This is a genomic window from Paraburkholderia sp. IMGN_8 (assembly GCF_038050405.1).
Lineage (GTDB): Bacteria > Pseudomonadota > Gammaproteobacteria > Burkholderiales > Burkholderiaceae > Paraburkholderia.
In genome coordinates this window covers 3,647,480-3,667,349 of the sequence record NZ_CP150900.1, presented here as the reverse complement: position 1 = coordinate 3,667,349, position 19,870 = coordinate 3,647,480, and the positions used below count along the sequence as shown (strand labels likewise).

The 19,870-nt window shown below is 62.6% G+C and carries 18 protein-coding genes and 1 pseudogene; 14 read left to right on the top strand and 5 right to left on the bottom strand.

Features of this window, described 5'->3' with window-relative positions:
* Nucleotides 1-37: 37 nt before the first annotated feature.
* Both WN982_RS16755 and WN982_RS16750 read right to left on the bottom strand, forming a co-directional pair.
* Complete coding sequence (locus WN982_RS16755; protein WP_341313042.1) at nt 38-1,117, bottom strand: SAM-dependent methyltransferase; 1,080 nt, start codon at nt 1,115-1,117, stop codon at nt 38-40.
* A gap of 197 nt (nt 1,118-1,314) precedes the next feature.
* Nucleotides 1,315-1,486: pseudogene (locus WN982_RS16750) on the bottom strand (integrase); the annotation flags it as partial.
* 498 nt (nt 1,487-1,984) lie between these two features.
* Between WN982_RS16750 and WN982_RS16745 the strand changes: the two are divergent.
* Nucleotides 1,985-3,175, top strand: a complete 1,191-nt coding sequence (locus WN982_RS16745) for a TIGR03118 family protein (protein ID WP_341315820.1) — start codon at nt 1,985-1,987, stop codon at nt 3,173-3,175.
* A 464-nt stretch (nt 3,176-3,639) separates the two neighbouring features.
* Here WN982_RS16745 and WN982_RS16740 read toward each other — a convergent pair whose 3' ends face one another.
* The gene (locus WN982_RS16740; RefSeq protein ID WP_341313041.1) at nt 3,640-4,737 is read right to left on the bottom strand and encodes a porin; all 1,098 of its coding nucleotides are present in this window, start codon (nt 4,735-4,737) and stop codon (nt 3,640-3,642) included.
* A 61-nt stretch (nt 4,738-4,798) separates the two neighbouring features.
* On the opposite strand from WN982_RS16740, the gene WN982_RS16735 reads away from it, so the two are divergent.
* The 3 genes from WN982_RS16735 (at nt 4,799) to groL (ending at nt 7,631) form a co-directional block, all read left to right on the top strand.
* Nucleotides 4,799-5,029, top strand: coding sequence for a hypothetical protein (locus WN982_RS16735; RefSeq protein ID WP_341315868.1), 231 nt, complete (start codon nt 4,799-4,801; stop codon nt 5,027-5,029).
* A 618-nt stretch (nt 5,030-5,647) separates the two neighbouring features.
* Entirely contained in the window at nt 5,648-5,938 is a 291-nt protein-coding gene (gene groES, locus WN982_RS16730) for a co-chaperone GroES (RefSeq protein ID WP_007178996.1), read from the top strand.
* Between the two features lie 52 nt (nt 5,939-5,990).
* On the top strand, nt 5,991-7,631 hold the full coding sequence (gene groL / locus WN982_RS16725; protein WP_341313040.1) for a chaperonin GroEL: 1,641 nt from the start codon (nt 5,991-5,993) through the stop codon (nt 7,629-7,631).
* Nucleotides 7,632-7,777: 146 nt separating this feature from the next.
* Here the strand turns inward: groL and WN982_RS16720 are convergent, their stop codons facing one another.
* Nucleotides 7,778-8,638 (bottom strand): hydroxymethylpyrimidine/phosphomethylpyrimidine kinase, encoded by an 861-nt coding sequence (locus tag WN982_RS16720; RefSeq protein WP_341313039.1) that lies wholly within the window; start codon nt 8,636-8,638, stop codon nt 7,778-7,780.
* A gap of 328 nt (nt 8,639-8,966) precedes the next feature.
* Between WN982_RS16720 and WN982_RS16715 the strand changes: the two genes are divergently transcribed.
* From WN982_RS16715 to WN982_RS16675, 9 genes are all read left to right on the top strand, one after another.
* Nucleotides 8,967-9,137, top strand: a complete 171-nt coding sequence (locus WN982_RS16715) for a rubredoxin (RefSeq protein ID WP_006047743.1) — start codon at nt 8,967-8,969, stop codon at nt 9,135-9,137.
* Nucleotides 9,138-9,372: 235 nt separating this feature from the next.
* Entirely contained in the window at nt 9,373-10,782 is a 1,410-nt protein-coding gene (locus WN982_RS16710) for a hypothetical protein (RefSeq protein ID WP_341313038.1), read from the top strand.
* Nucleotides 10,783-11,013: 231 nt separating this feature from the next.
* Nucleotides 11,014-11,592 carry a YqgE/AlgH family protein gene (locus tag WN982_RS16705; protein WP_029971036.1) on the top strand — a complete coding sequence of 193 codons (579 nt, stop codon included), beginning with the start codon at nt 11,014-11,016 and terminating at the stop codon, nt 11,590-11,592.
* On the top strand, nt 11,589-12,029 hold the full coding sequence (gene ruvX / locus WN982_RS16700; RefSeq protein ID WP_341313037.1) for a Holliday junction resolvase RuvX: 441 nt from the start codon (nt 11,589-11,591) through the stop codon (nt 12,027-12,029). Before WN982_RS16705 ends, ruvX begins: the two co-directional genes overlap by 4 nt.
* Nucleotides 12,016-12,546, top strand: a complete 531-nt coding sequence (gene pyrR, locus WN982_RS16695; protein WP_341313036.1) for a bifunctional pyr operon transcriptional regulator/uracil phosphoribosyltransferase PyrR — start codon at nt 12,016-12,018, stop codon at nt 12,544-12,546. The genes ruvX and pyrR overlap by 14 nt, the downstream gene beginning before the upstream one ends.
* A gap of 486 nt (nt 12,547-13,032) precedes the next feature.
* A complete protein-coding gene (gene iscB / locus WN982_RS16690) occupies nt 13,033-14,439 on the top strand; it encodes an RNA-guided endonuclease IscB (RefSeq protein ID WP_341313035.1) in 1,407 nt (468 codons plus the stop codon).
* Nucleotides 14,436-15,461: an aspartate carbamoyltransferase catalytic subunit gene (locus WN982_RS16685; RefSeq protein WP_341313034.1), complete on the top strand. Its 1,026-nt coding sequence runs from the start codon at nt 14,436-14,438 to the stop codon at nt 15,459-15,461. The genes iscB and WN982_RS16685 overlap by 4 nt, the downstream gene beginning before the upstream one ends.
* A gap of 67 nt (nt 15,462-15,528) precedes the next feature.
* Nucleotides 15,529-16,809, top strand: a complete 1,281-nt coding sequence (locus tag WN982_RS16680) for a dihydroorotase (RefSeq protein WP_341313033.1) — start codon at nt 15,529-15,531, stop codon at nt 16,807-16,809.
* Between the two features lie 37 nt (nt 16,810-16,846).
* A complete protein-coding gene (locus WN982_RS16675; RefSeq protein WP_341313032.1) occupies nt 16,847-17,686 on the top strand; it encodes a lysophospholipid acyltransferase family protein in 840 nt (279 codons plus the stop codon).
* Here the strand turns inward: WN982_RS16675 and WN982_RS16670 are convergent.
* A complete protein-coding gene (locus tag WN982_RS16670) occupies nt 17,683-18,561 on the bottom strand; it encodes a symmetrical bis(5'-nucleosyl)-tetraphosphatase (RefSeq protein WP_341313031.1) in 879 nt (292 codons plus the stop codon). The two genes, WN982_RS16675 and WN982_RS16670, sit on opposite strands and share 4 nt — an antisense overlap.
* Nucleotides 18,562-18,780: 219 nt before the next feature.
* Here WN982_RS16670 and WN982_RS16665 point away from each other — a divergent pair, with 219 nt between their 5' ends.
* Complete coding sequence (locus WN982_RS16665) at nt 18,781-19,692, top strand: GDP-mannose 4,6-dehydratase (RefSeq protein ID WP_341313030.1); 912 nt, start codon at nt 18,781-18,783, stop codon at nt 19,690-19,692.
* Nucleotides 19,693-19,870: the final 178 nt, after the last annotated feature.

The window sequence follows — 19,870 nt, the reverse complement described above, 5'->3', positions numbered from 1 at the left end:
TCCTTTCTGGGCGTGCGAAAAATTCAGTGTGACCGGCCTAATGTGCACCATTCTGCGCAAGAACAAGCGTCTCGACCAGTGCGTCGAGCCTCGCCGGGGCGGCCATCAGCCGTTGTCTCAACAACTGCTCAAAGCGGTCGCTAAGCGCGCGTTTTCTTGGCTCATCGCCGGGTTGGCCGAGGGCCAGTAACAGCGACGGCACGAAGGTCGCACGGTAAAACGCCGCGTAGCGACTCGCCATCTGTTCGCGGTCCCCATCTCGCTGGTACTCGTCCCAGATGTCGTCGGGCTGCGCAACGCACTCGCAATGCTCGACGACCAGATTGCAAAACTGGCCGTTGCTCGCGAACGGTGCAAGCAGGTCGTGCTCGGGGCGGGCAAACGTCGCCAGCAACATGTGTGCACGTTCGTCGGTCGTGATCGCGCCCTCGGTAGCCATCTGCGTGAGCGCGTCGTTCGCGTGGTTCATGAGCGCCTCGAGGCCGGTGCGCCCGTCGTCGTCGGCTCCGGGCAGCACCACGACGAGACGGCCTCCCGGCCTCAATTCGCGGGCCCGCAGAGCAAGGAACGTTTCCCAGTCCCGGGCCGCCTGCTCGTGGAACGCAGCGTTCACGACACCCGTCGTGCACGGCAGAAAGATATGACCCGCAATTGGGACCGGCACACGGCTTAACCACACTGCCGCGTACGCGCTCCATCCAAGATGCACGTACGCCGGCGGCAGGACGCTGCCGTAAAACGACCGCCCGATTGCGCACGGGAAGACCAGAGGCTCGTCGCGGATATATCGGTCCGGGTCGCTATCCAGCACCTCGAACAGGGAGTTGAAATCGTTGACTGGCAGGTCTTCGTGATAGACAAGGATTGGCCGGTCCGGCCCGGCCCGGGCGCGCAATGCGGCGATCGCAACCCGCATTGGAGCCTGCGAGTTCTTGCCCTGTGACGATCCGTACTCGGCGATCACGACCGGTTGGTCGTGCGGTTCGAGCGCGAGGCTTGCTACCGCCTGCCGCAGATGTGGCAGCGCAATTGCGGCACCACCGGCTTGAGGCGTGGCGTGACGATTGTAGGCCCCCGCGCCTTCCATGGCGCCCGACGTGGTCTTTTCCTGGTTCACGATTTCATCCTCTCCTTCGCGTGCGGAGCGACGCCTTGGAGGTGATTCACTTTGTTAGTCGTTCAGGTCGTATTGTTGAATCACCGTGCCGGGTGCTCACCACGCGGAATGTGTCACTTCGTCAGGATCCCGCGAAACCGGGGGGAGGCGCAAGCGCTTACAGGGATAAGCGTCCTCTTAGTCTGGGTAATCGTACAAATTTCGAGCGCATCGTCAACTTCAATGCCGAGGTACTGCGCTGCGCCTTCCGGCTTCGTATGGCCAAGCAGCAGTTGCACCGCTCCGAGGTTCGAGGTTCCTGGTGCAGCGATAGATCAGCGACGCCGTGATCCGCCGCATGGTGTGCGTTCCATACGCCGTGTTGTTCAGAAGAGTACGCCTCCAGGAGCCCGTCGATAAGGAAGGGGAAACGTAACGCGTGTCACGGCTGCTACTAACATCACCTGGGCACCTCAGACGACCGTGAATCCTGGTCGGCGCGCGTGGACGATTGAATGTGATTCGCCGGCCGGCTCATGTCCGTTCGGAAGCGGCCGGACGTCAATCCTGCCTGAATGACTCAAACTGGCCGCACTGAGCCCGACGACCACTGGCTCAGGACGACCCCTTGCCGTCGTTCGAATCTGCGCGATGGCAACGGCTGTTTTCGAAGTCCAACGGCCACTCGCGGCAGAAAGGTATGACGCAGCGAGCTACGTCAACACGCTGCGAAGTCGCCTTGAAAAACCCTATCGCGCCATTCGACCGGGTGGCAAGTGGAATTTTTTTGAAGTACAGCGGGAATATTTGAAGGACAGCGCTCGTTTAGCCTCCTCTGGCGCCAACTCGCGGAGCAATTTCTCACCAGTCAGACTAAGGAGGGTAGTCATGTCTCAGGTCTCTTGGGCTCTCAAAGCGGCGGCCGTGATTGTCCTCGCCGCCGGTTTCGCAATCGGGCATGCCGCTGACGATGATGCTTACGTCGTCACACCACTCGTGTCCAACCTGGCAGGCGCTGCCCCGAAGGTCGACGGGGTACTACAGAACGCTTGGGGTATTGCCTTTAGTCCGGCAGCGAGTCCATTCTGGATCAACGACAATGCCACAGGCTGCTCCACGCTGTATGACGGCGAGGGGGCAAAGGTGGCGCTGCAGGTCTCCATTCCGCTGCCAGGCAATGTCATACCGGCCGGCGCTTGTCATCCCCTCTTTCCCAACAATCCACCGAATCCCACGTCTGCGGCGCCGACCGGAATAGTGTGGAATCCCTCACCGGCGTTTCTCGTGCCAGGTACCAAGATCCCGGCCGCATTCATCTTCGCGACCGAGGACGGCACGATTTCCGCTTGGGCCGGTGGGTTGAATCCGCCGACCAATGCCGTGATCGCGGTCGATAACTCGTCCTCTCCATCCGCCGCCAGTGGGGCCGTCTACAAGGGTCTCGTCTTTGGTGTGAACGCGAAAGGGGGATTTCTGTTTGCGACGAATTTCCGCTCGGGTCGGATCGATGTATTCGGGCCGAGCGGCGGTACGAGCGGCTTGTTCACGTCCGCGACGACGAACGGCGGCTTCACCGATCCAGACATCCCGGCCGGCTACGCGCCGTTTGGCATCGCGAACATCGATGGCGACCTTTTCGTTACCTATGCGAAGCAGAACGATCAGAAGCACGACGATGTTGCAGGCAGAGGTCATGGATTCGTCGATGTATTCGATACAGACGGCAACCTGCTGCGCCGCTTCGCCAGCCGAGGGTCGCTCAACTCGCCCTGGGGGATCACGCGCGCATCGTTTGCATTCGGCCGCTTCAGCGGCAAAATCCTGATTGGCAACTTCGGCGATGGCCGAATCAATGTCTTCAACGATGACGGCACGTTCGTCGACCAGTTGGAGGATGCGTACCGCAATCCACTGGCTATCGACGGCCTGTGGGCGCTGACACTCGGTGGCGGCCGCAACTCGAGCTCGGACGCGTTGTACTTCTCGGCAGGTCCTAACAAGGAGGTCAATGGACTGTTCGGTACCATAGCCCCAGTTAGCGCCTCGAAGGCACGAGCGTCCGCTCAGCACAAGGAATAGCCAGCAGTCGCGCGTGGCTCCCTGCGCCACTTCCTGGCGGTGATCTCATCACCACCAGGAAGTGGCGAGCGTGCAGCGCGATGGGGCCGTAGGTGCCCGTCGACCTCGCCAGGCGGTCCTTGGAGCGTTCGCCACATTGGGCTTTTATCATCGACGGCGATGTCGCGGCGTCGGGACATCCGAACGTCTCATCAGTTTCCACGCGGGCTCGGCCATCCACGGACCTTGGCCCACGCTTTCACCCGGACGTTCGAAGGACCGCTCCGCCCCGATAACGGCCCTTCGTGCGCCGCACACGTCAGGCGTGTTGTCGGCCGGACCGTCGTTGATTGGCGGCTCAATCAACCAGAAGCTGATCGAACGGGAATTCGACGACGTGGTCACGTATAGAAAAAGCGCGCACCATTGAGCGCGCGCCGGTGGTTCGGAAGCGCGATGCCCGGCGGCAAACCGGGCAGCACGAATCAGAATACGTTGCGAAGGCCGAGCGCGACGCCGGTCTGGTTGTTGCGGCCCGGAAAGTCTGCTTTCGCCGCGCCAGTGCCGCGGATGAAATCGACCGTGCCATACACTTCGGTCCGCTTGGACAGCGAGTATTCGGCTAGCAGCACGCCGGAGTAGCGGACGCCGCGGCCGAGCGTAGTGCCGTCGGCGTTCAACGCATTGCGGGAGTGATCGTAGTAGGCCGCCGCAGTCAGTAGCAGCGGCGCCGTGACCTGCCAGGTGGTACCGACGTAGAAGCCGTCGTCGATGCGGTTGGTATTCGTCACCGGCGCCGAAAAGCCGGCAGCCGGCGAGTTTGCGGCCGCCATGTAAAGGTCGACGATGCCGGTATTGTCCTGCGCATGCAGCCAGCCTGCATAGGCCTTGATCGTGCTGAACGCATAGACAGCGCTCACGTTGACAACATTGAACTTGTTGTTGTGCGCATCGCTGTTCTGCTGAAAGCCTGCATCAAGGGACAAGCCGCCGTACGTATAGGACGCCGTCAAGCCGTACATGTTGTTCGCGCCGGTGCTGCCGGCCACACCGCCAAAGCTATACATGGCTTCCACGTTCAGGCCGCCGAACTGGCCGTTGTACTTGACGGAGTTGTTCTGGCGCAAGCCATAGCCGAGTGCGCCAGGCAGCCAGCCGTCCTGATCGTAGTTACCGACGGTCAGCGGGTCGTAGACGTTCCCTAGCTGGTCGAATAGCGGCGTATTCTGGCGACCGAAGGTCACCGTGCCATACTGGTTGCTAGACAGCCCAACATAGGCCATCCGGTTGAAGAGGGTATTCTGGCTCGCAAACTGACCGTTCCAGAGGTTGAAGCCGTTCTCAAGCCGGAACACCGTAGACAAGCCCCCACCCAGGTCTTCAGAACCCTTCAAGCCCCAACGGCTTCCGGTGATCGGGCCGACGCCCATCGATACCTGGCTGTCGTTGTTGGCATTGGCGTTGGTGAGATAGCGGACGCTCGTGTCGACGATGCCGTACAGCGTGACCGAGCTTTGCGCGAAAGCGGATTGGGCCGCGATGGCGATAAGTGCGCCGCCGATGGCGCTGATGGTTTTCTTCACAGAGTGTCTCCCCATGTTTAGTTGTAAGGCAAACCGCTGGTCTATATAACCGCTGCGGTTCATGCGCGGCTTTTGGCCTGCGCGCAATGATATTTCCGTCAAATTAAATCGGGACCTGTTTTCAATTTTTGTGTCTCCCGTTTACAACATTGGATTGACTTTCGTATCACCGGACACCGCCAGCGAATTCTTGTATATGGTCGGAACAGCCCTGTTATGCCTGCTGCTGCTCAGCGTTGTCGAGCCGATTGCAGGCCAGGCTGAAAGGACAAAGCCGCAGAAGCGCGACTAGACACCAGAATAGTCGGGGTGGCCGTTTGACCTCGCAGTACTCATTCGTCGAAGTCGGCAGCAGACCTTCAGCAGACCTTCAGCAGTCCATTGCAAGCAGATCGAATGCGATATGTCTCGACGCAGGTGGTGCAATCGACTCGGTTGGGGTTGTCGGGGGCTGTCTTCGGCGACATCGCTCTGGTCTAATCTGGCAACCCTGCGGCCGCTTCATGGAAGCACGAAGGCTGGCAACACGTCAGACTATCAGCCGGATAGGGGTTTTCCCCCTGCCAGGACGGTCGCGCATCTAATTGTGGTGCACTGATTCCCTGAATGGCCGTCCACGCCTGATCCGATGACGCCTGGCGAATGTGCGCGGAAAGCGTGTAGGTATATGTTTTAAAAGGAAGTTGTCTGATGGAATCGGTTTTTTGCTGCAACGCAAGGTTCAGACTTAAGTGAACCAGGTTCAAAGTTAAGTGAATCTCGACACCAGCCCCACATCCCTTCTTGAATTTGTCACCACCCGTCCATATAATTAGCACTCGCTGCACGAGAGTGCTAACAACATCGCCGGTTGGCTCAGCCAGCTGGGTTTTCTAAGCGTTCTTCAGTCTCAATCAAGAGAGGAGTATGTATGAACCTTCGTCCTTTGCATGATCGCGTGATCGTCAAACGTCTGGATCAAGAAACCAAGACCGCGTCGGGCATCGTGATCCCCGAAGCCGCAGCAGAAAAGCCGGATCAAGGCGAAATTCTGGCAGTCGGCCCGGGCAAGCGTGACGACAAGGGCGCGCAAATCGCGCTCGACGTAAAGGTTGGTGACCGCGTCCTGTTCGGCAAGTACGCTGGCCAGACCGTCAAGGTCGACGGCAACGAACTGCTCGTGATGCGCGAAGAAGACATCATGGCCGTGGTGCAGAAGTAAGCGCAAGGCGCTACTTCCCCGGTTATATCCCAAGAATTCAAGGAGTTAGAAGATGGCAGCTAAAGACGTCGTATTCGGTGATTCCGCCCGTGCCAAGATGGTTGAAGGCGTGAACATCCTCGCGAACGCCGTGAAGGTCACGCTGGGCCCGAAGGGTCGCAACGTTGTCCTGGAACGCAGCTTCGGCGGCCCGACGGTCACCAAGGATGGTGTCTCGGTCGCAAAAGAGATCGAACTGAAAGACAAGCTCCAGAACATGGGCGCGCAAATGGTCAAGGAAGTGGCTTCCAAGACCAGCGACAACGCAGGCGACGGCACCACGACCGCAACGGTTCTGGCTCAGTCGATCGTTCGCGAAGGCATGAAGTACGTTGCATCGGGCATGAACCCGATGGACCTGAAGCGCGGTATCGACAAGGCTGTGACCGCAGCAATCGAAGAACTGCGCAAGATCAGCAAGCCGTGCACGACCAACAAGGAAATCGCTCAAGTCGGCGCGATCTCGGCGAACAGCGATTCGTCGATCGGCGACCGTATCGCTGAAGCGATGGACAAGGTCGGCAAGGAAGGCGTGATCACGGTGGAAGACGGCAAGTCGTTGCAAGACGAGCTGGACGTTGTCGAAGGTATGCAATTCGACCGCGGCTACCTGTCGCCGTACTTCATCAACAACCCGGACAAGCAAGTTGCTGTGCTCGAAAACCCGTTCGTGCTGCTGCACGACAAGAAGGTGTCGAACATCCGCGATCTGCTGCCGGTACTGGAACAAGTCGCCAAGGCTGGCCGTCCGCTGCTGATCATCGCAGAAGACGTCGAAGGCGAAGCGCTGGCTACGCTGGTGGTGAACAACATCCGCGGCATCCTGAAGACGGTTGCTGTGAAGGCTCCGGGCTTCGGCGATCGTCGTAAGGCCATGCTGGAAGACATCGCGATCCTGACCGGCGGTCAAGTCATCGCTGAAGAAACCGGCCTGACGCTCGAAAAGGCAACGCTGGCTGAACTGGGCCAGGCGAAGCGTATCGAAGTGGGCAAGGAAAACACCACGATCATCGACGGCGCTGGCGAAGCTGCAAACATCGAAGCACGTGTGAAGCAAGTTCGCACGCAAATCGAAGAAGCAACGTCGGACTACGACCGTGAAAAGCTGCAAGAGCGCGTTGCCAAGCTGGCAGGCGGTGTTGCAGTGATCAAGGTCGGCGCTGCGACCGAAGTCGAAATGAAGGAAAAGAAGGCACGTGTCGAAGACGCACTGCACGCAACGCGCGCAGCTGTGGAAGAAGGCATCGTTGCTGGTGGCGGCGTCGCGCTGATCCGCGCACGTACGGCAATCGCCGGCCTGAAGGGCGCTAACGCCGATCAGGACGCAGGTATCAAGATCGTGCTGCGCGCGATGGAAGAGCCGCTGCGCCAGATCGTCACGAACGGCGGCGAAGAAGCCAGCGTCGTGGTGGCAGCTGTTGCAGCAGGCAAGGGCAACTTCGGCTACAACGCGGCAACCGGCGAGTACGTCGACCTGGTTGACGCAGGTGTCGTGGATCCGACGAAGGTGACGCGCACGGCGCTGCAAAACGCAGCTTCGGTCGCAGGCCTGCTGTTGACCACCGACGCAGCTGTGTGCGAACTGCCGAAGGAAGATACTCCGATGGGCGGCGGTATGCCCGGCGGCATGGGCGGCATGGGCATGGACATGTAATTTCGGTGGGCCTTGCTCGCGAGGCTCATTGGAAACACATGGGGAAGCGCGCCGCAATGCGTGCTTCCCAAAAGAAAAAACCCGCAGAAATGCGGGTTTTTTTATGGGCGCCTGCTATTTGTCTGGCAGGCGCGCTGAAGGATGCCTCAATGCCGCGCTTCGCCCGGCGTGGCGTCCTTGCCGGCCGTCGGCGGCGTTTCATCGTCGCTGCTGCGTGCCCAGAAGAACCGATCCGGCAGATACGCACCCATGCCCGGGCGGAAAGCGCTTTGCACCGCCTGATACAGATACTCCTGCGCCTCGCGCACCGCTTCGGCCGGTTCCTGACCATTGGCCAGCAAAGCGGCAATCGCCGCGCCCAGCGTATCGGTCAAACCCATGATGCGATGGCTGCCGCGGTCCCACATGTCCTGACGCAATTGGCCGTCTTCGCTGTACAGCGTATTAACGAGCCGATGCGTGCCGGTTTCCGTCGACAGAATGTATTCGCAGCCTTGCGACAGCAGATGCGAGATCGCTGCATCGAGACTCGGCGCTTCGGCGTCGCCGTCCGGTTGGGCGAGGGCCAGCAGCGTGGCGTGGTCGGCGACCAGCAGCGTGGTTTGCGGCGCGAGCAGATCGGCGATCGCTTCGCGCAGTTCGTCGGCGGCGAGCACGTGTTCGTCGTCGAGCGTGAAGTCGGGTGCGAGTATCAGCGGGATGTCGTCGTAATCCGCGACCACCTCGGCGATCGCGCTCACCACTTCCGCACGCGTGCACGCACCGACCTTGAACGCGGCGATCGGCATGTCTTCGAGCAGCATCCGCGCCTGGGTCGCGACCACTTCCGGGTCGAGCCCGGTGACTTCGTCGCAGCTGGCCGAGTCGCGCACCGTATAGCCGGTGAGCACAGTGACGCCGTGACATCCCATGCTGGCGAGTGTCATCAGGTCGGCTTGCAGGCCGGAGCCGCCGGTGGGATCGGAAAGGCCGAAGGTGAGGACGATCGGAGGCGTGTCGCTGGGCATGAAAATTGACTAAAAGGAGCGTGTATTTAAGCGCAACCGGTGCGCAATCGGCTCAATTATGCGGCCTAAACCGTCGCGGGGGCGTTTTTTCGCATCCTCGGGCCGCTGGCCTCTAGCAAGTAGCGCACAAGCCGCACGCTAGCAGCGGCATGGCGCCGCAACCATCGTGCAAGCCGAGTCAACCGGCATAGCCAAAGCCGCCGCACACCAGGGTCTGTTCATATGTGAACAGACCCTGGTGTGCGCGTTTCTGATTGCTAGGCATTGGGGCGGCAACACGGTACCATCATGGCTCCCGTTTCAACGGACTTTAAGACGCGACACAAGAATGGAATATCAAAGCTGGATGTGCCTGATTTGCGGCTGGATTTACGACGAAGAAGCCGGTTTGCCGGACGAAGGCATTGCGCCGGGCACGCGCTGGGAGGACGTGCCGATCAACTGGACATGTCCTGAATGCGGGGCGCGCAAAGAAGACTTCGAGATGGTCCAGATCTGAGGTCCGGGAGATAGCCGGCGGTCGCCGGCTGAGGTTGTGCCGTGCATGCGGCGGCGGTCGGATCGAACACATTCGGCGCGCCCAAGCCATTCAGCACCACGTGCCGACGCGGAACGTCCTCGATTGTGCCGTGTCGCAGCGGTAGTCTGTCATTGTTCTGTCGCCAGTTTGCGCGCTAGCCGATCAATCGGCGTGCGGCCCTCGCGACGGCCCGTCAGCTTCGTGTCGCCTGCCCATGACTCTTCGATCCGCTGCACCCGATTCCTTCGATGCATTACCGAATCCGCGCGGCGGCGCTGTCCGTTCCGCCGAGCTTGCGCTGGCAGAGGCGCTGTTAGCGTTCGAGCAGCACGGCGAGAGCACCGCGGCGTTGCTGCGCACGTCCCACGCCTTGCGCGAAGCCGGCTGGCTCGGCGCGCAACGTTTCGCCGACGCGCTGGTGCTGGTGTCGCCGCTGGCGTCGGGCCATTCAGCAGACGCCGACAGCGCGCGGCCCGCGTTCGGCGCGGCGCTGAACGATTTTCGCGCGGCCCTCGAGCGCCACAATCTGCGCGAACTGTCCTGTTCGCCAACGTTGTTTACCCACTACCGCGCGCTCGGCGCGCATTTGTCGCAGCACACGCCCAGTTCCACGGTTGCCTTCGAAGACCTCGCGCTGGCTGCGCGCCCCGTGCCGCCGGTGTCGCTGCATGCCCAGTCCGCCGATCAGTTGGCCCATTTGCGGGCGCGCTACGAGCGTGCGTTGCTGCCGGTGTTGCGCTCGCAGCCCGACAACAGCGGCGCGGCGCTCGCCGCCACTAACGCAGCGCTCGACGAACTGGACGCCTGTCTCACCGAACTCACCGGCCCCGATCCCTACGATTTCTGGCGGCTCGCCAAAGCCTGCGCCAAGGCGTTGCGCGTCAGCGGCCGTGCCACCGGGGACACCGAGGCGCGGCGTTTCTACGCCCGCTGCAACCTCGCGCTGGCCGATCACGCGCGCGGTATCCAGCGCGCGCCGCGCTCGCTGGTGCGCGCGACGCTTGCACTGTTGTGGCGCGACTACGCGCTATTCGGCGCCGCGGCGGAAGACGCCGATCAGGTCGAAGTGCTGCACGATTACGGCTTGACGGTCGATTGGCACGTCGCCGGCACCCAGGCATCGGAAATGCTTTGGGAAGCAGGCGCCGCGCAGACGCAGGCGTTTACCGCCGCACACGCTATGCCGACGCGCGAACTGGGCGTGCTGACCGTTAACGCGCACGCCTACGAAGATTTTCTGCAAACAGCGGATGCATCGATCTCCGCTTTGACCGAGCACGCCCGCGCTGCCGATCAGCCCGAGAAAGCCGATCCGAGCGAAGCGCTGCAAGCAGGCGACGCCGCCTACCGGCTCGGCGCCGCCGCCTGCGCGCTGGGCCTCGGCCACGTAGCGCTGGTAGCCGACGCGCTGGGGCTCGCGTGGCGCCGTCGCGCGCATGCCGGCGTGTCGACGCCGGCGGTGCGCTCGCACGTGATCGTGGAAGCGCCGGCGGCGAGCACGCTGGAGCAAACCGCCGAAGCATTGCGCGCGATGTTGCACAAGGTGGCCGCAGGCGTGGCGCCGCCAGGCAGCGCCGCGACGCTGGCCGCGTTGACGCGGGCGATCGAGCAGGGCGGCGCATGAGCCGTATCTGCGTGTCACGTCCTGCCTTTGGAGCACATCGGTAACACGCACGAACTCGGAGGAGCCGGGAAGAACCTCAAGACAAGCAGCATGCGTGTCGAAAACACCTCTATCGCGCACCGTGGCCAAGGGCGGCGTGCATGATAGAGTGGAACTTGAATCGCCGTCGATGGCTCGCGGTCCCACGCTCAAAGCCCGCCATCCTGCATCGTCTTTGCTAAAATCCGAACTATGTCCAAGAGTACCGATCGCATCAATCTGACCAACCAGTTCCTGATCGCCATGCCGAACATGGCCGACCCCACGTTTTCAGGAACGGTGGTCTACCTTTGCGATCACAGTGAGCGCGGCGCGCTCGGCCTCGTCATCAACCGGCCGACCGATATCGACCTTGAAGCGCTCTTCAGTCGCATCGATCTCAAGCTCGAGATCGAACCCCTTCTGCATGTGCCCGTGTATTTCGGCGGCCCGGTGCAAACCGAGCGCGGCTTCGTGCTGCACGATCCGAAAGACGGCAATACTTACACGTCGTCGATGTCGGTGCCCGGCGGGCTCGAAATGACTACCTCGAAAGACGTGCTCGAAGCCGTCGCGAGCGGCACCGGCCCGGAACGTTTCCTGCTCACGCTCGGCCACGCCGGCTGGGGCGCGGGCCAGCTCGAAGAAGAGATTTCGAAGAACGGCTGGCTCACGGTCGAAGCCGACCCGAAAATCGTCTTCGACGTGCCCGCCGAAGAGCGTTTCGAAGCCGCGCTCGCGCTGCTCGGCGTTTCGCTGTCGATGCTGTCGGGCGAAGCAGGTCACGCATGAGTCTCGCGGCCGGACGTGCGGCGACGCTGCTTGCGTTCGACTATGGTGAAAAACGGATCGGTGTGGCGGTCGGCAATTCGCTCACGCGCAGCGCGCGGCCGCTCGTGATTGTGCAGAACCGCAGCCGCGAATACCGTTTCGAGGAAGTCGGCAAGCTGATCGCCGAGTGGAAGCCGGACGCGTTGATAGTCGGCCTGCCGATGCACCCGGACGGCACGCCGCACGAAATGACTCAACTCGCGAAGCGCTTCGGCAACCAGCTGAACGGCCGCTTCAATCTACCGGTGACATGGATCGACGAGCGCTATTCGTCAGTTGAAGCGAAGGCGGAAATCCGCGCCGGCAAGGGCCGCGCCGACATGCTCGACGCCGAAGCCGCCAGCATCATCCTCCAGCAATATCTAGACGGATTTTCCGACGATCATGAGTTCCATTGACGCCGAAGCGCTCTATCGCGCATTGCTCGAACAGATTCTCGCGGCTTACGGTGACCAACTCGGCGGCACCGACGGTGCCGTGCTGGCCGGTATCTACAGCGGCGGCGCGTGGCTTGCCGAGCGTCTCGCGCGCGACCTGCACGTGCCGAGCTTCGGCGTGGTGAACGTTGCGCTGCATCGCGACGATTACGCGAAAAAAGGCCTGCACTCGCAGGCGAGCCCGACCTCGCTGCCGTTTTCGGTGGAAAAGCGCCGCATCGTGCTGGTGGACGACGTGCTGTACACCGGCCGCACGATTCGCGCGGCGGTGAACGAACTGTACGACTATGGCCGTCCGGCGTCGGTTGACCTGGCGGTGCTGGCCGATCGCGGCGGACGCGAGCTGCCCGTGGCGGCGCGTTTTGTCGGCGGCGTGGTGGACGTGCCCGCCGACGCCACGCTCGTGCTGGCCCGCGAAGAGGGCGGCGCGGCAGGCCACCCGCGTTTCTCTTTTCACACCGAGGCACGCGTCGATTGAACGCAGCTTTGCGCGTTTCGAACGCCGTATTGGGCAATTGGCCCGGCACAAAGGCTTCGAGCCGGCGGCCGCCGCGTTTCGCGCGAAGGGCCGGCGTAGCCCAAAACCATCGCAAGCAGTCCGCATCGACACCGATTACGTTGAAACCCGTATTTGAAGCAGGTACACCGTCAATCACCCCGGCCTAAAGGCCGAGGCTTGTGGGGTAGCAATCCGCAAGTCTGAGGTTGACCAGACCATCCGTCGCAAGACGTACCGTTGTGCAGGAGACAGCAGACCCACCGCCAGATGCTTCCTGAGTCTGGCGCTCTGGAAGTCGCAGCAGCAGACAAGCCCCGGGTAGGCACGAAACGGGCTGCGACCGGCAGGTTTTCTCGCCCCCTGCTGCACAACATGGTCGAGGGGAGCGGCGCCGCAAGGCGCCCGTCACCAGGCCCGTAAGGGCAACGCACCGGACGTTTTCCGGGTGAACACCAGGAGCTGCAGTTGGCGGTATTCGTTCTGGACAGGTCGGGCAAGCCATTGATGCCGTGCAGCGAGAAGCGCGCGAGGTTGTTGCTCGCGCGCGGGCGTGCGCGCGTACATCGCCTCATGCCCTTCGCTATCCGGCTCGTCGACCGCGAGCTTCACAGCAGTGCAGCGCAACCCCTGCGCATCAAGCTGGACCCGGGCAGCAAGGCCACCGGACTGGCGCTGGTCCGCGACACTGAACAGGTCGACGCCTCGACGGGAGAAATCCATCGCGGCGCCGTGGTGCTCAACCTGTTCGAGCTGGTCCATCGCGGCCGGCAAATCAGCGAGGCGCTCACCGCGCGGCGCGCCATGCGTCGCCGTCGGCGCGGCACGCTGCGCTACCGCGCACCGCGCTTTCTGAACCGTACCCGGCCTGCAGGATGGCTCGCGCCATCTCTGCGACATCGAGTGGATACGACGCTCGCCTGGGTCAAGCGGCTCCAGCGTTGGGCCCCGATAACGGCGGCGAGCACTGAACTCGTGCGCTTTGACATGCAGGCACTCGATAATCCGGAAGTCACCGGCATCGAGTACCAGCAGGGAACCCTGTTCGGGTATGAGCTGCGTGAGTACCTGCTGGAGAAGTGGATGCGCAAGTGCTGCTACTGTGACGTGCAGAACGTGCCGCTCAACATCGAGCACCTCGTGCCGCGTGCGCGCGGCGGCTCGAACCGGGTTTCGAACCTGGCAATTGCCTGCGTACCCTGCAACATCCGCAAGGCCGCGCAGCCGCTCGACGTCTTCGTGAAGGACAAGGCGCGCCTCGCGCGCATCACGGCCCAGGTCCGGCGCTCGCTCAAGGATGCCTCGGCCGTCAATGCGACTCGCTGGGCGCTGATCAATGCCTTGCGCGCCACCGGCCTTCCGGTCGAAACCGCTTCCGGCGGGCGAACGAAATACAACCGTAGCCAGCTCGGGATCCCGAAGACGCATGCGCTGGATGCGGTGTGCGTGGGTGAGGTTTCGGCCGTCGTGGCGTGGCGCAAGCCGACCCTGCAGGTGAAGTGCACTGGGCGCGGCAGCTATCAGCGCACACGACAGGACAGGCACGGTTTTCCGCGGGGCTATCTGATGCGCGCCAGGCGCGTGCACGGTTTCGGAACGGGAGACCATGTGCAGGCCGACGTGCCCTCGGGCAGAAAAGCAGGAACGCACCGTGGCCGTGTGGCCGTGCGTGCCACCGGCAGTTTCAACATTCAAACCCATGGTCAGGTCGTACAGGGCGTTGCTCACCGCTATTGCCGGGTGCTGCAGCGCGCGGACGGCTACGGCTACTCAAGGATGGCAACTAACAAAGGAGAAGCGGGAGTAGGGGCTGCTACGCAGCCCGCGCCATCCCTCCCCGGCCTGAAGGCCGAGGATTCCCGCGCAGAAGGATGAACACCGCCACCCAGGTTCCCAAGGATTCAACCGATAGCGCCACCGAGCGCTTCCGTTATGGCTTCCTGAAGGGCAATCCGCAGCTCACGAAAAACGGCGAGCTCAAACATCTGTTGTCGATCGAAGGCTTGCCGAAGGCGATCGTCAATCACATTCTCGACACCGCCGAGCAGTTCGTCAGCGTGACCGATCGCGAAGTGAAGAAGGTGCCGCTCCTGCGCGGCAAATCGGTGTTCAACCTGTTCTTCGAGAACTCCACGCGCACCCGCACAACCTTCGAGATCGCCGCCACGCGTCTGTCCGCGGACGTGCTGAATCTGAACATCAACGCGTCGTCCACCAGCAAGGGCGAATCGCTGCTCGACACGATCAACAACCTGTCGGCGATGCATGCCGATATGTTCGTCGTGCGCCATGCGTCGAGCGGCGCGCCGTACCTGATCGCCCAGCATTGCGCGCCGCACGTGCACGTGATCAACGCCGGCGACGGCCGTCACGCACACCCGACCCAGGGTCTGCTCGACATGTACACGATCCGCCACTACAAGAAGGATTTCACGAATCTGCGCGTGGCGATCGTCGGCGACATTCTGCATTCGCGAGTCGCGCGTTCGGACATTCATGCGCTGACCACGCTCGGCGTGCCGGAAGTGCGCGCGATCGGTCCGCGCACGCTGCTGCCGGGCGGGCTCGAACAGATGGGCGTGCGTGTCTTCCACAACCTCGACGAAGGCCTGAAGGACGTCGACGTGATCATCATGCTGCGTCTGCAGAACGAGCGAATGAGCGGCGCGCTGCTGCCGTCGGCGCAGGAGTACTTCAAGAGCTGGGGTTTGACGCCGGAGCGCCTCGCGCTCGCCAAGCCCGATGCGATCGTGATGCACCCTGGTCCGATGAACCGCGGCGTCGAAATCGACTCGCAGGTGGCCGACGGTCCGCAATCGGTGATTCTCAATCAGGTGACGTTCGGCATCGCGGTGCGCATGGCGGTGATGGGAATCGTCGCGAGCAATCACGATTGATCTCGCCACGGCACGCACCAAAACACGCAACAAGTCACGCAGAACTTAGCTGAACATAAGGCAGCGCATGAAGATTCATATTCAAGGCGGCACGCTGATCGATCCGGCAGCGGGCACCGAACAGCAGCAGGACATTTTTATCGCGGCGGGCAAGATCGTCGCCATCGGCAACGCTCCCGCCGATTTCCACGCGGCGAAGACGATCGACGCCAAAGGCCTGTCGATCGCGCCGGGTCTGGTCGACCTGTCCGCGCGCTTGCGGGAGCCTGGCTACGAACACAAGGCGACGCTCGAATCCGAAATGGCTGCGGCGCTCGCGGGTGGCGTGACGAGCCTCGTGTGTCCGCCGGACACCGACCCGACGCTCGACGAACCGGGCCTCGTGGAGATGCTCAAGTTTCGCGCGCGCAATCTGAATCAGGCGCACGTGTATCCGCTCGGCGCGTTGACCGTGGGCCTCAAGGGCCAGGTCATCACCGAGATGGTCGAGTTGACCGAAGCGGGTTGCATCGGCTTCTCGCAAGCCGACGTGCCGGTGGTCGATACGCAGGTGCTGATGCGCGCATTGCAGTACGCGAAGACCTACGGCTACACCGTGTGGCTGCGCCCGGTCGATGCGTACCTCGGCAAGGGCGGCGTGGCCGCGAGTGGCGCGCTGGCGTCGCGGCTCGGGTTGTCCGGCGTGCCGGTGTCCGCCGAGACGATCGCGCTGCATACGATTTTCGAACTGGTCCGCGTGACCGGCGCGCGCGTGCATCTTTCGCATGTGTCGTCGGCGGCGGGCATTGCGCTGATGCGCGCGGCGAAGGCCGAAGGTTTGCCGGTGTCGTGCGACGTCACCGTGAACCACGTGCATCTGATCGACGTCGACATCGGCTACTTCGACGCGCAGTTCCGGCTTGATCCGCCGCTGCGTCAGCAGCGCGATCGCGAAGCGATCCGCGCGGGTCTCGTCGACGGCACGATCGACGCGATCTGCTCCGACCACACCCCGGTCGACGACGACGAAAAGCTGCTGCCGTTCGCCGAAGCCACGCCGGGCGCGACCGGGCTGGAGTTGTTCCTGTCGCTGACGGTCAAGTGGGCCGACGAAGCGGGCGTGCCGTTGGCGAAGGCGCTGAACCGCATCACCGCGGCGCCGGCCGACGTGCTGAAGCTGGATGCCGCGGGACGTATTGCCGTGGGCGCCGTCGCCGATCTGTGCGTGTTCGACCGTAACGCGCATTGGCGTGTCGAGCCGCGCGCGTTGAAGAGCCAGGGACACAACACGCCATTTCTCGGCTACGAACTGCCGGCGCGTGTGCGTGCGACGATCGTGTCCGGTCACGTCGCGTTCGAACAGCGCTAATATCCGCGCTATTGCCCAGTTAGGGAAAGCTCCGACAATGAAGCTAGCGTTACGTAAGGCCCGTCTCGTCGCGCATCTGCTGCATGGCATGTGGATTGTCGCGACGCGCTTTCCAAAAGCCGGCGCCGATGACCGGCAGGCGCTCAATCGCGCGTGGTCGCTGAAAATGCTGCGCCTGTGCGGCATGCAGCTGGTCGTGCATAACGACGGCGCGCGGCTCGATCGCGGCGTGCTGGTGGTCGCCAATCACATCTCGTGGATCGACATCTACGTGATCAACGCGTGGCGGCCCACGCCGTTCGTCTCGAAGGCGGAGATCCGTCAGTGGCCGGTGGTCGGCTGGCTCGCGCAGCAACTGGGCACGGTGTTTATCCAGCGCGAGAAGCGCAGTGATGCGAAGCGGATCATGCATGAACTGGCCGACCGCCTGAACGCGGGTGAACTGATGTGCGTGTTTCCAGAGGGCACCACTTCCAACGGTCTGACGCTGCTGCCGTTTCACGCGAATATGTTCCAGGCGGCCGTGTCGGCGTCGGCGCCGATTCAGCCGCTGTGCATCATGTATGAAGACGCGCAGGGCCGGCAATCGACCGCGCCCGCCTATATCGACGACGTGACGCTCGCCGATTCGCTGAATATGCTGTTGCGCGGCGGCCCGTTGACCGCGCATGTGTATGTCGGCGCACCGCTCGCGCCGGGTGCCGACCGGCGCACGTTGGCGGCGGAAGCCGAAGGGGTGGTCGCGGCGGCGCTGCGGGAGATGCAGGCGAGCACGGCGGGTTCCACTGCGACTGCGGTGATCGCGGCGCAAGCCGCGGCGCCTGCCGCCACGCCTGCGCTGATCGACCCGGTCGATCAGTCCGGCCGTTCAGTTTAATTACCGTCCATCGGCACGCGGCAGTTTTCGCAGTCGACCTGAATCAGCGTGCGTTCTGCCGGATCGTCGGCAAGACGCACGGCGGAGAGTTTCTCCCCCCATACGCAGCCCGAATCCAGGCCGATCAGGTTGTCGCGCAAGGTCAAGCCAAGCGCGGCCCAATGGCCGAAGACCACCGTGATATCGGCGGTCTTGCGCGACGGCACATCGAACCACGGCATGTAGCCGGCCGGCGCGGAATTCAGGCCGCCGCTGGTGCTGAAATCCATCGCGCCTTCGAGATTGCAGAAGCGGATGCGCGTCAATGCCATGCACGTTACTCGCAGCCGGTCGATGCCTTTGAGGCTTGGCGTCCAGTAATTCGGCACATTGCCGTACAGGCCCGCGAGCGTCTCCTTCCAGGTCGGCGCGCGTAGCGCGCGCTGCAATTCTTCGGCGAGTTCTAGGGTCAGAGCGGCGTCCCACTGCGGCAACACGCCCGCGTGCACCATCAGCATGCCGTTTTCAAAGTGCGCGAGCGGCCGGTGGCGGACCCATTCGAGCAGGTCCTCGGCGTCCGGTGCGGCGAGAATATCGTCGATCGTGTCGCCTTTTTTCGACTTGCGAATCCCCGCCGACACCGACAGCAGATGCAGATCGTGATTGCCCAGCACCGGCACCGCGCGATCGCCGAGCGCGATGATGTCGCGCAGCGTGGCGAGCGATTCGGCGCCACGGTTGATCAGGTCGCCGGCGAACCACAGCGGCGTGCCGGCCGGCGGCGCGGCCTTGGCCAGCAGTTGCTGGAACGGCGTGCGACAGCCTTGCAGGTCGCCGAAGGCAAGAGGAAGCGGGCGCGGCTCAGCGCGGGCGGTGGGAACGATGGAGGCTGTCATCAAGGGATCGGTGCTAATCGGGACGCGGGTACACGTTGATAAGCGCAAAACGTTTCGCGCGTGCCGCGTTGGGCGGTGCAACATATAAGCGTGACATAATAGCCCGTTTGACGCACTGGTATTGTGACCTGAGCCGTCAGGAGCCGGCGGGAGCCGTCGCCGACAAGGCCGCACACGATACTGCAACACAACAGGATGACCCTCGTGAACGGAGAAAGCATGTCGTCTTCCCATACAGCGCAACCGATCCGCACGCTCGTCACCGGGGCGAGTGGTTTCACTGGTCGCTATCTGGTGGATAACCTGCTCGCCAAAGGTCACACCGTGATCGAAACGGTGGCCGGGCGCAACGAGCCTGAAACGCCGACGCGGGTCAGGCTCGACATCACGTCGCCCGAGGCATGCCGGCGCGTGATCGAAACGGCGCGGCCCGATTACATCGTGCATCTGGCGGCAATCAGCTTCGTGGGCCATAACGATCCGCTCGACTTCTATCGCGTCAACGTGATCGGCACGCTGAATTTGCTGGAGGCGTGCGCAGCCGTCGGCCACACGCCGCGCAAGCTGCTGATCGCAAGCAGCGCGAATGTTTACGGCAACGTAACCAGCGACGCGATCGACGAGACCTTCCCGGTCACGCCGGTCAATCACTACGCTGCCAGCAAGGCGGCAATGGAAACGATGGTGCGCACCTGGTTCGACCGGTTGCCTATCCTGATCGTGCGGCCGTTCAATTACACCGGTCGCGGGCAGGCGTCGAATTTCCTGGTGCCGAAGATCGTCGAGCATTTTGCGCGGCGCGAGCCTTCCATTTCGCTCGGCAATATCGACGTTGCGCGCGATTTTTCGGATGTGCGCTATGTAGCGAGCGCTTACGAAGCCTTACTTGAATCCGGTGTCGCCAGCGAAACGGTCAATGTATGTACGGGTACGCCTTATACGCTCCGGGAAATTCTCTCGGCGGCGAGCGACCTGACCGGGCATGAGCTCGAGATACAGATCAATCCCGCGTTCGTGCGGCAAAGCGATGTGAAGATGCTGGCCGGTTCGCCTGCCAAGCTTCGCTCGCTGGTGCCGGAAGTCGAGGCTATTCCCTTTATGGATACGCTGCGCTGGATGCTGGCGGCTTAGATAGCGGCCTTCACCGGTATTCGTGTTGCACCGCAGCGCGCCGGCTTGCTACAGCTGGCGCGTATGTCTCCAATCCTTCAATCGCGTGCGGCTCTTCGCCGTGCGATCTTGCCCCGAAAGCCTCGACCTGGCGCCAATTGGACGCGCGCCGCCTCTCGTCCGTGGACTACCGACAGTG

What these genes read in the sequence shown, in the direction of transcription:
- WN982_RS16745 (WP_341315820.1), top strand. Translation starts at nt 1,985, where the DNA reads ATGTCTCAGGTCTCTTGGGCTCTCAAAGCGGCGGCCGTGATTGTCCTC.
- WN982_RS16735 (WP_341315868.1), top strand. Translation starts at nt 4,799, where the DNA reads ATGCGCGGCTTTTGGCCTGCGCGCAATGATATTTCCGTCAAATTAAAT.
- groES (WP_007178996.1), top strand. Translation starts at nt 5,648, where the DNA reads ATGAACCTTCGTCCTTTGCATGATCGCGTGATCGTCAAACGTCTGGAT.
- groL (WP_341313040.1), top strand. Translation starts at nt 5,991, where the DNA reads ATGGCAGCTAAAGACGTCGTATTCGGTGATTCCGCCCGTGCCAAGATG.
- WN982_RS16720 (WP_341313039.1), bottom strand. Translation starts at nt 8,638, where the DNA reads ATGCCCAGCGACACGCCTCCGATCGTCCTCACCTTCGGCCTTTCCGAT.
- WN982_RS16715 (WP_006047743.1), top strand. Translation starts at nt 8,967, where the DNA reads ATGGAATATCAAAGCTGGATGTGCCTGATTTGCGGCTGGATTTACGAC.
- WN982_RS16710 (WP_341313038.1), top strand. Translation starts at nt 9,373, where the DNA reads ATGACTCTTCGATCCGCTGCACCCGATTCCTTCGATGCATTACCGAAT.
- WN982_RS16705 (WP_029971036.1), top strand. Translation starts at nt 11,014, where the DNA reads ATGTCCAAGAGTACCGATCGCATCAATCTGACCAACCAGTTCCTGATC.
- ruvX (WP_341313037.1), top strand. Translation starts at nt 11,589, where the DNA reads ATGAGTCTCGCGGCCGGACGTGCGGCGACGCTGCTTGCGTTCGACTAT.
- pyrR (WP_341313036.1), top strand. Translation starts at nt 12,016, where the DNA reads ATGAGTTCCATTGACGCCGAAGCGCTCTATCGCGCATTGCTCGAACAG.
- WN982_RS16685 (WP_341313034.1), top strand. Translation starts at nt 14,436, where the DNA reads ATGAACACCGCCACCCAGGTTCCCAAGGATTCAACCGATAGCGCCACC.
- WN982_RS16680 (WP_341313033.1), top strand. Translation starts at nt 15,529, where the DNA reads ATGAAGATTCATATTCAAGGCGGCACGCTGATCGATCCGGCAGCGGGC.
- WN982_RS16675 (WP_341313032.1), top strand. Translation starts at nt 16,847, where the DNA reads ATGAAGCTAGCGTTACGTAAGGCCCGTCTCGTCGCGCATCTGCTGCAT.
- WN982_RS16670 (WP_341313031.1), bottom strand. Translation starts at nt 18,561, where the DNA reads ATGACAGCCTCCATCGTTCCCACCGCCCGCGCTGAGCCGCGCCCGCTT.
- WN982_RS16665 (WP_341313030.1), top strand. Translation starts at nt 18,781, where the DNA reads ATGTCGTCTTCCCATACAGCGCAACCGATCCGCACGCTCGTCACCGGG.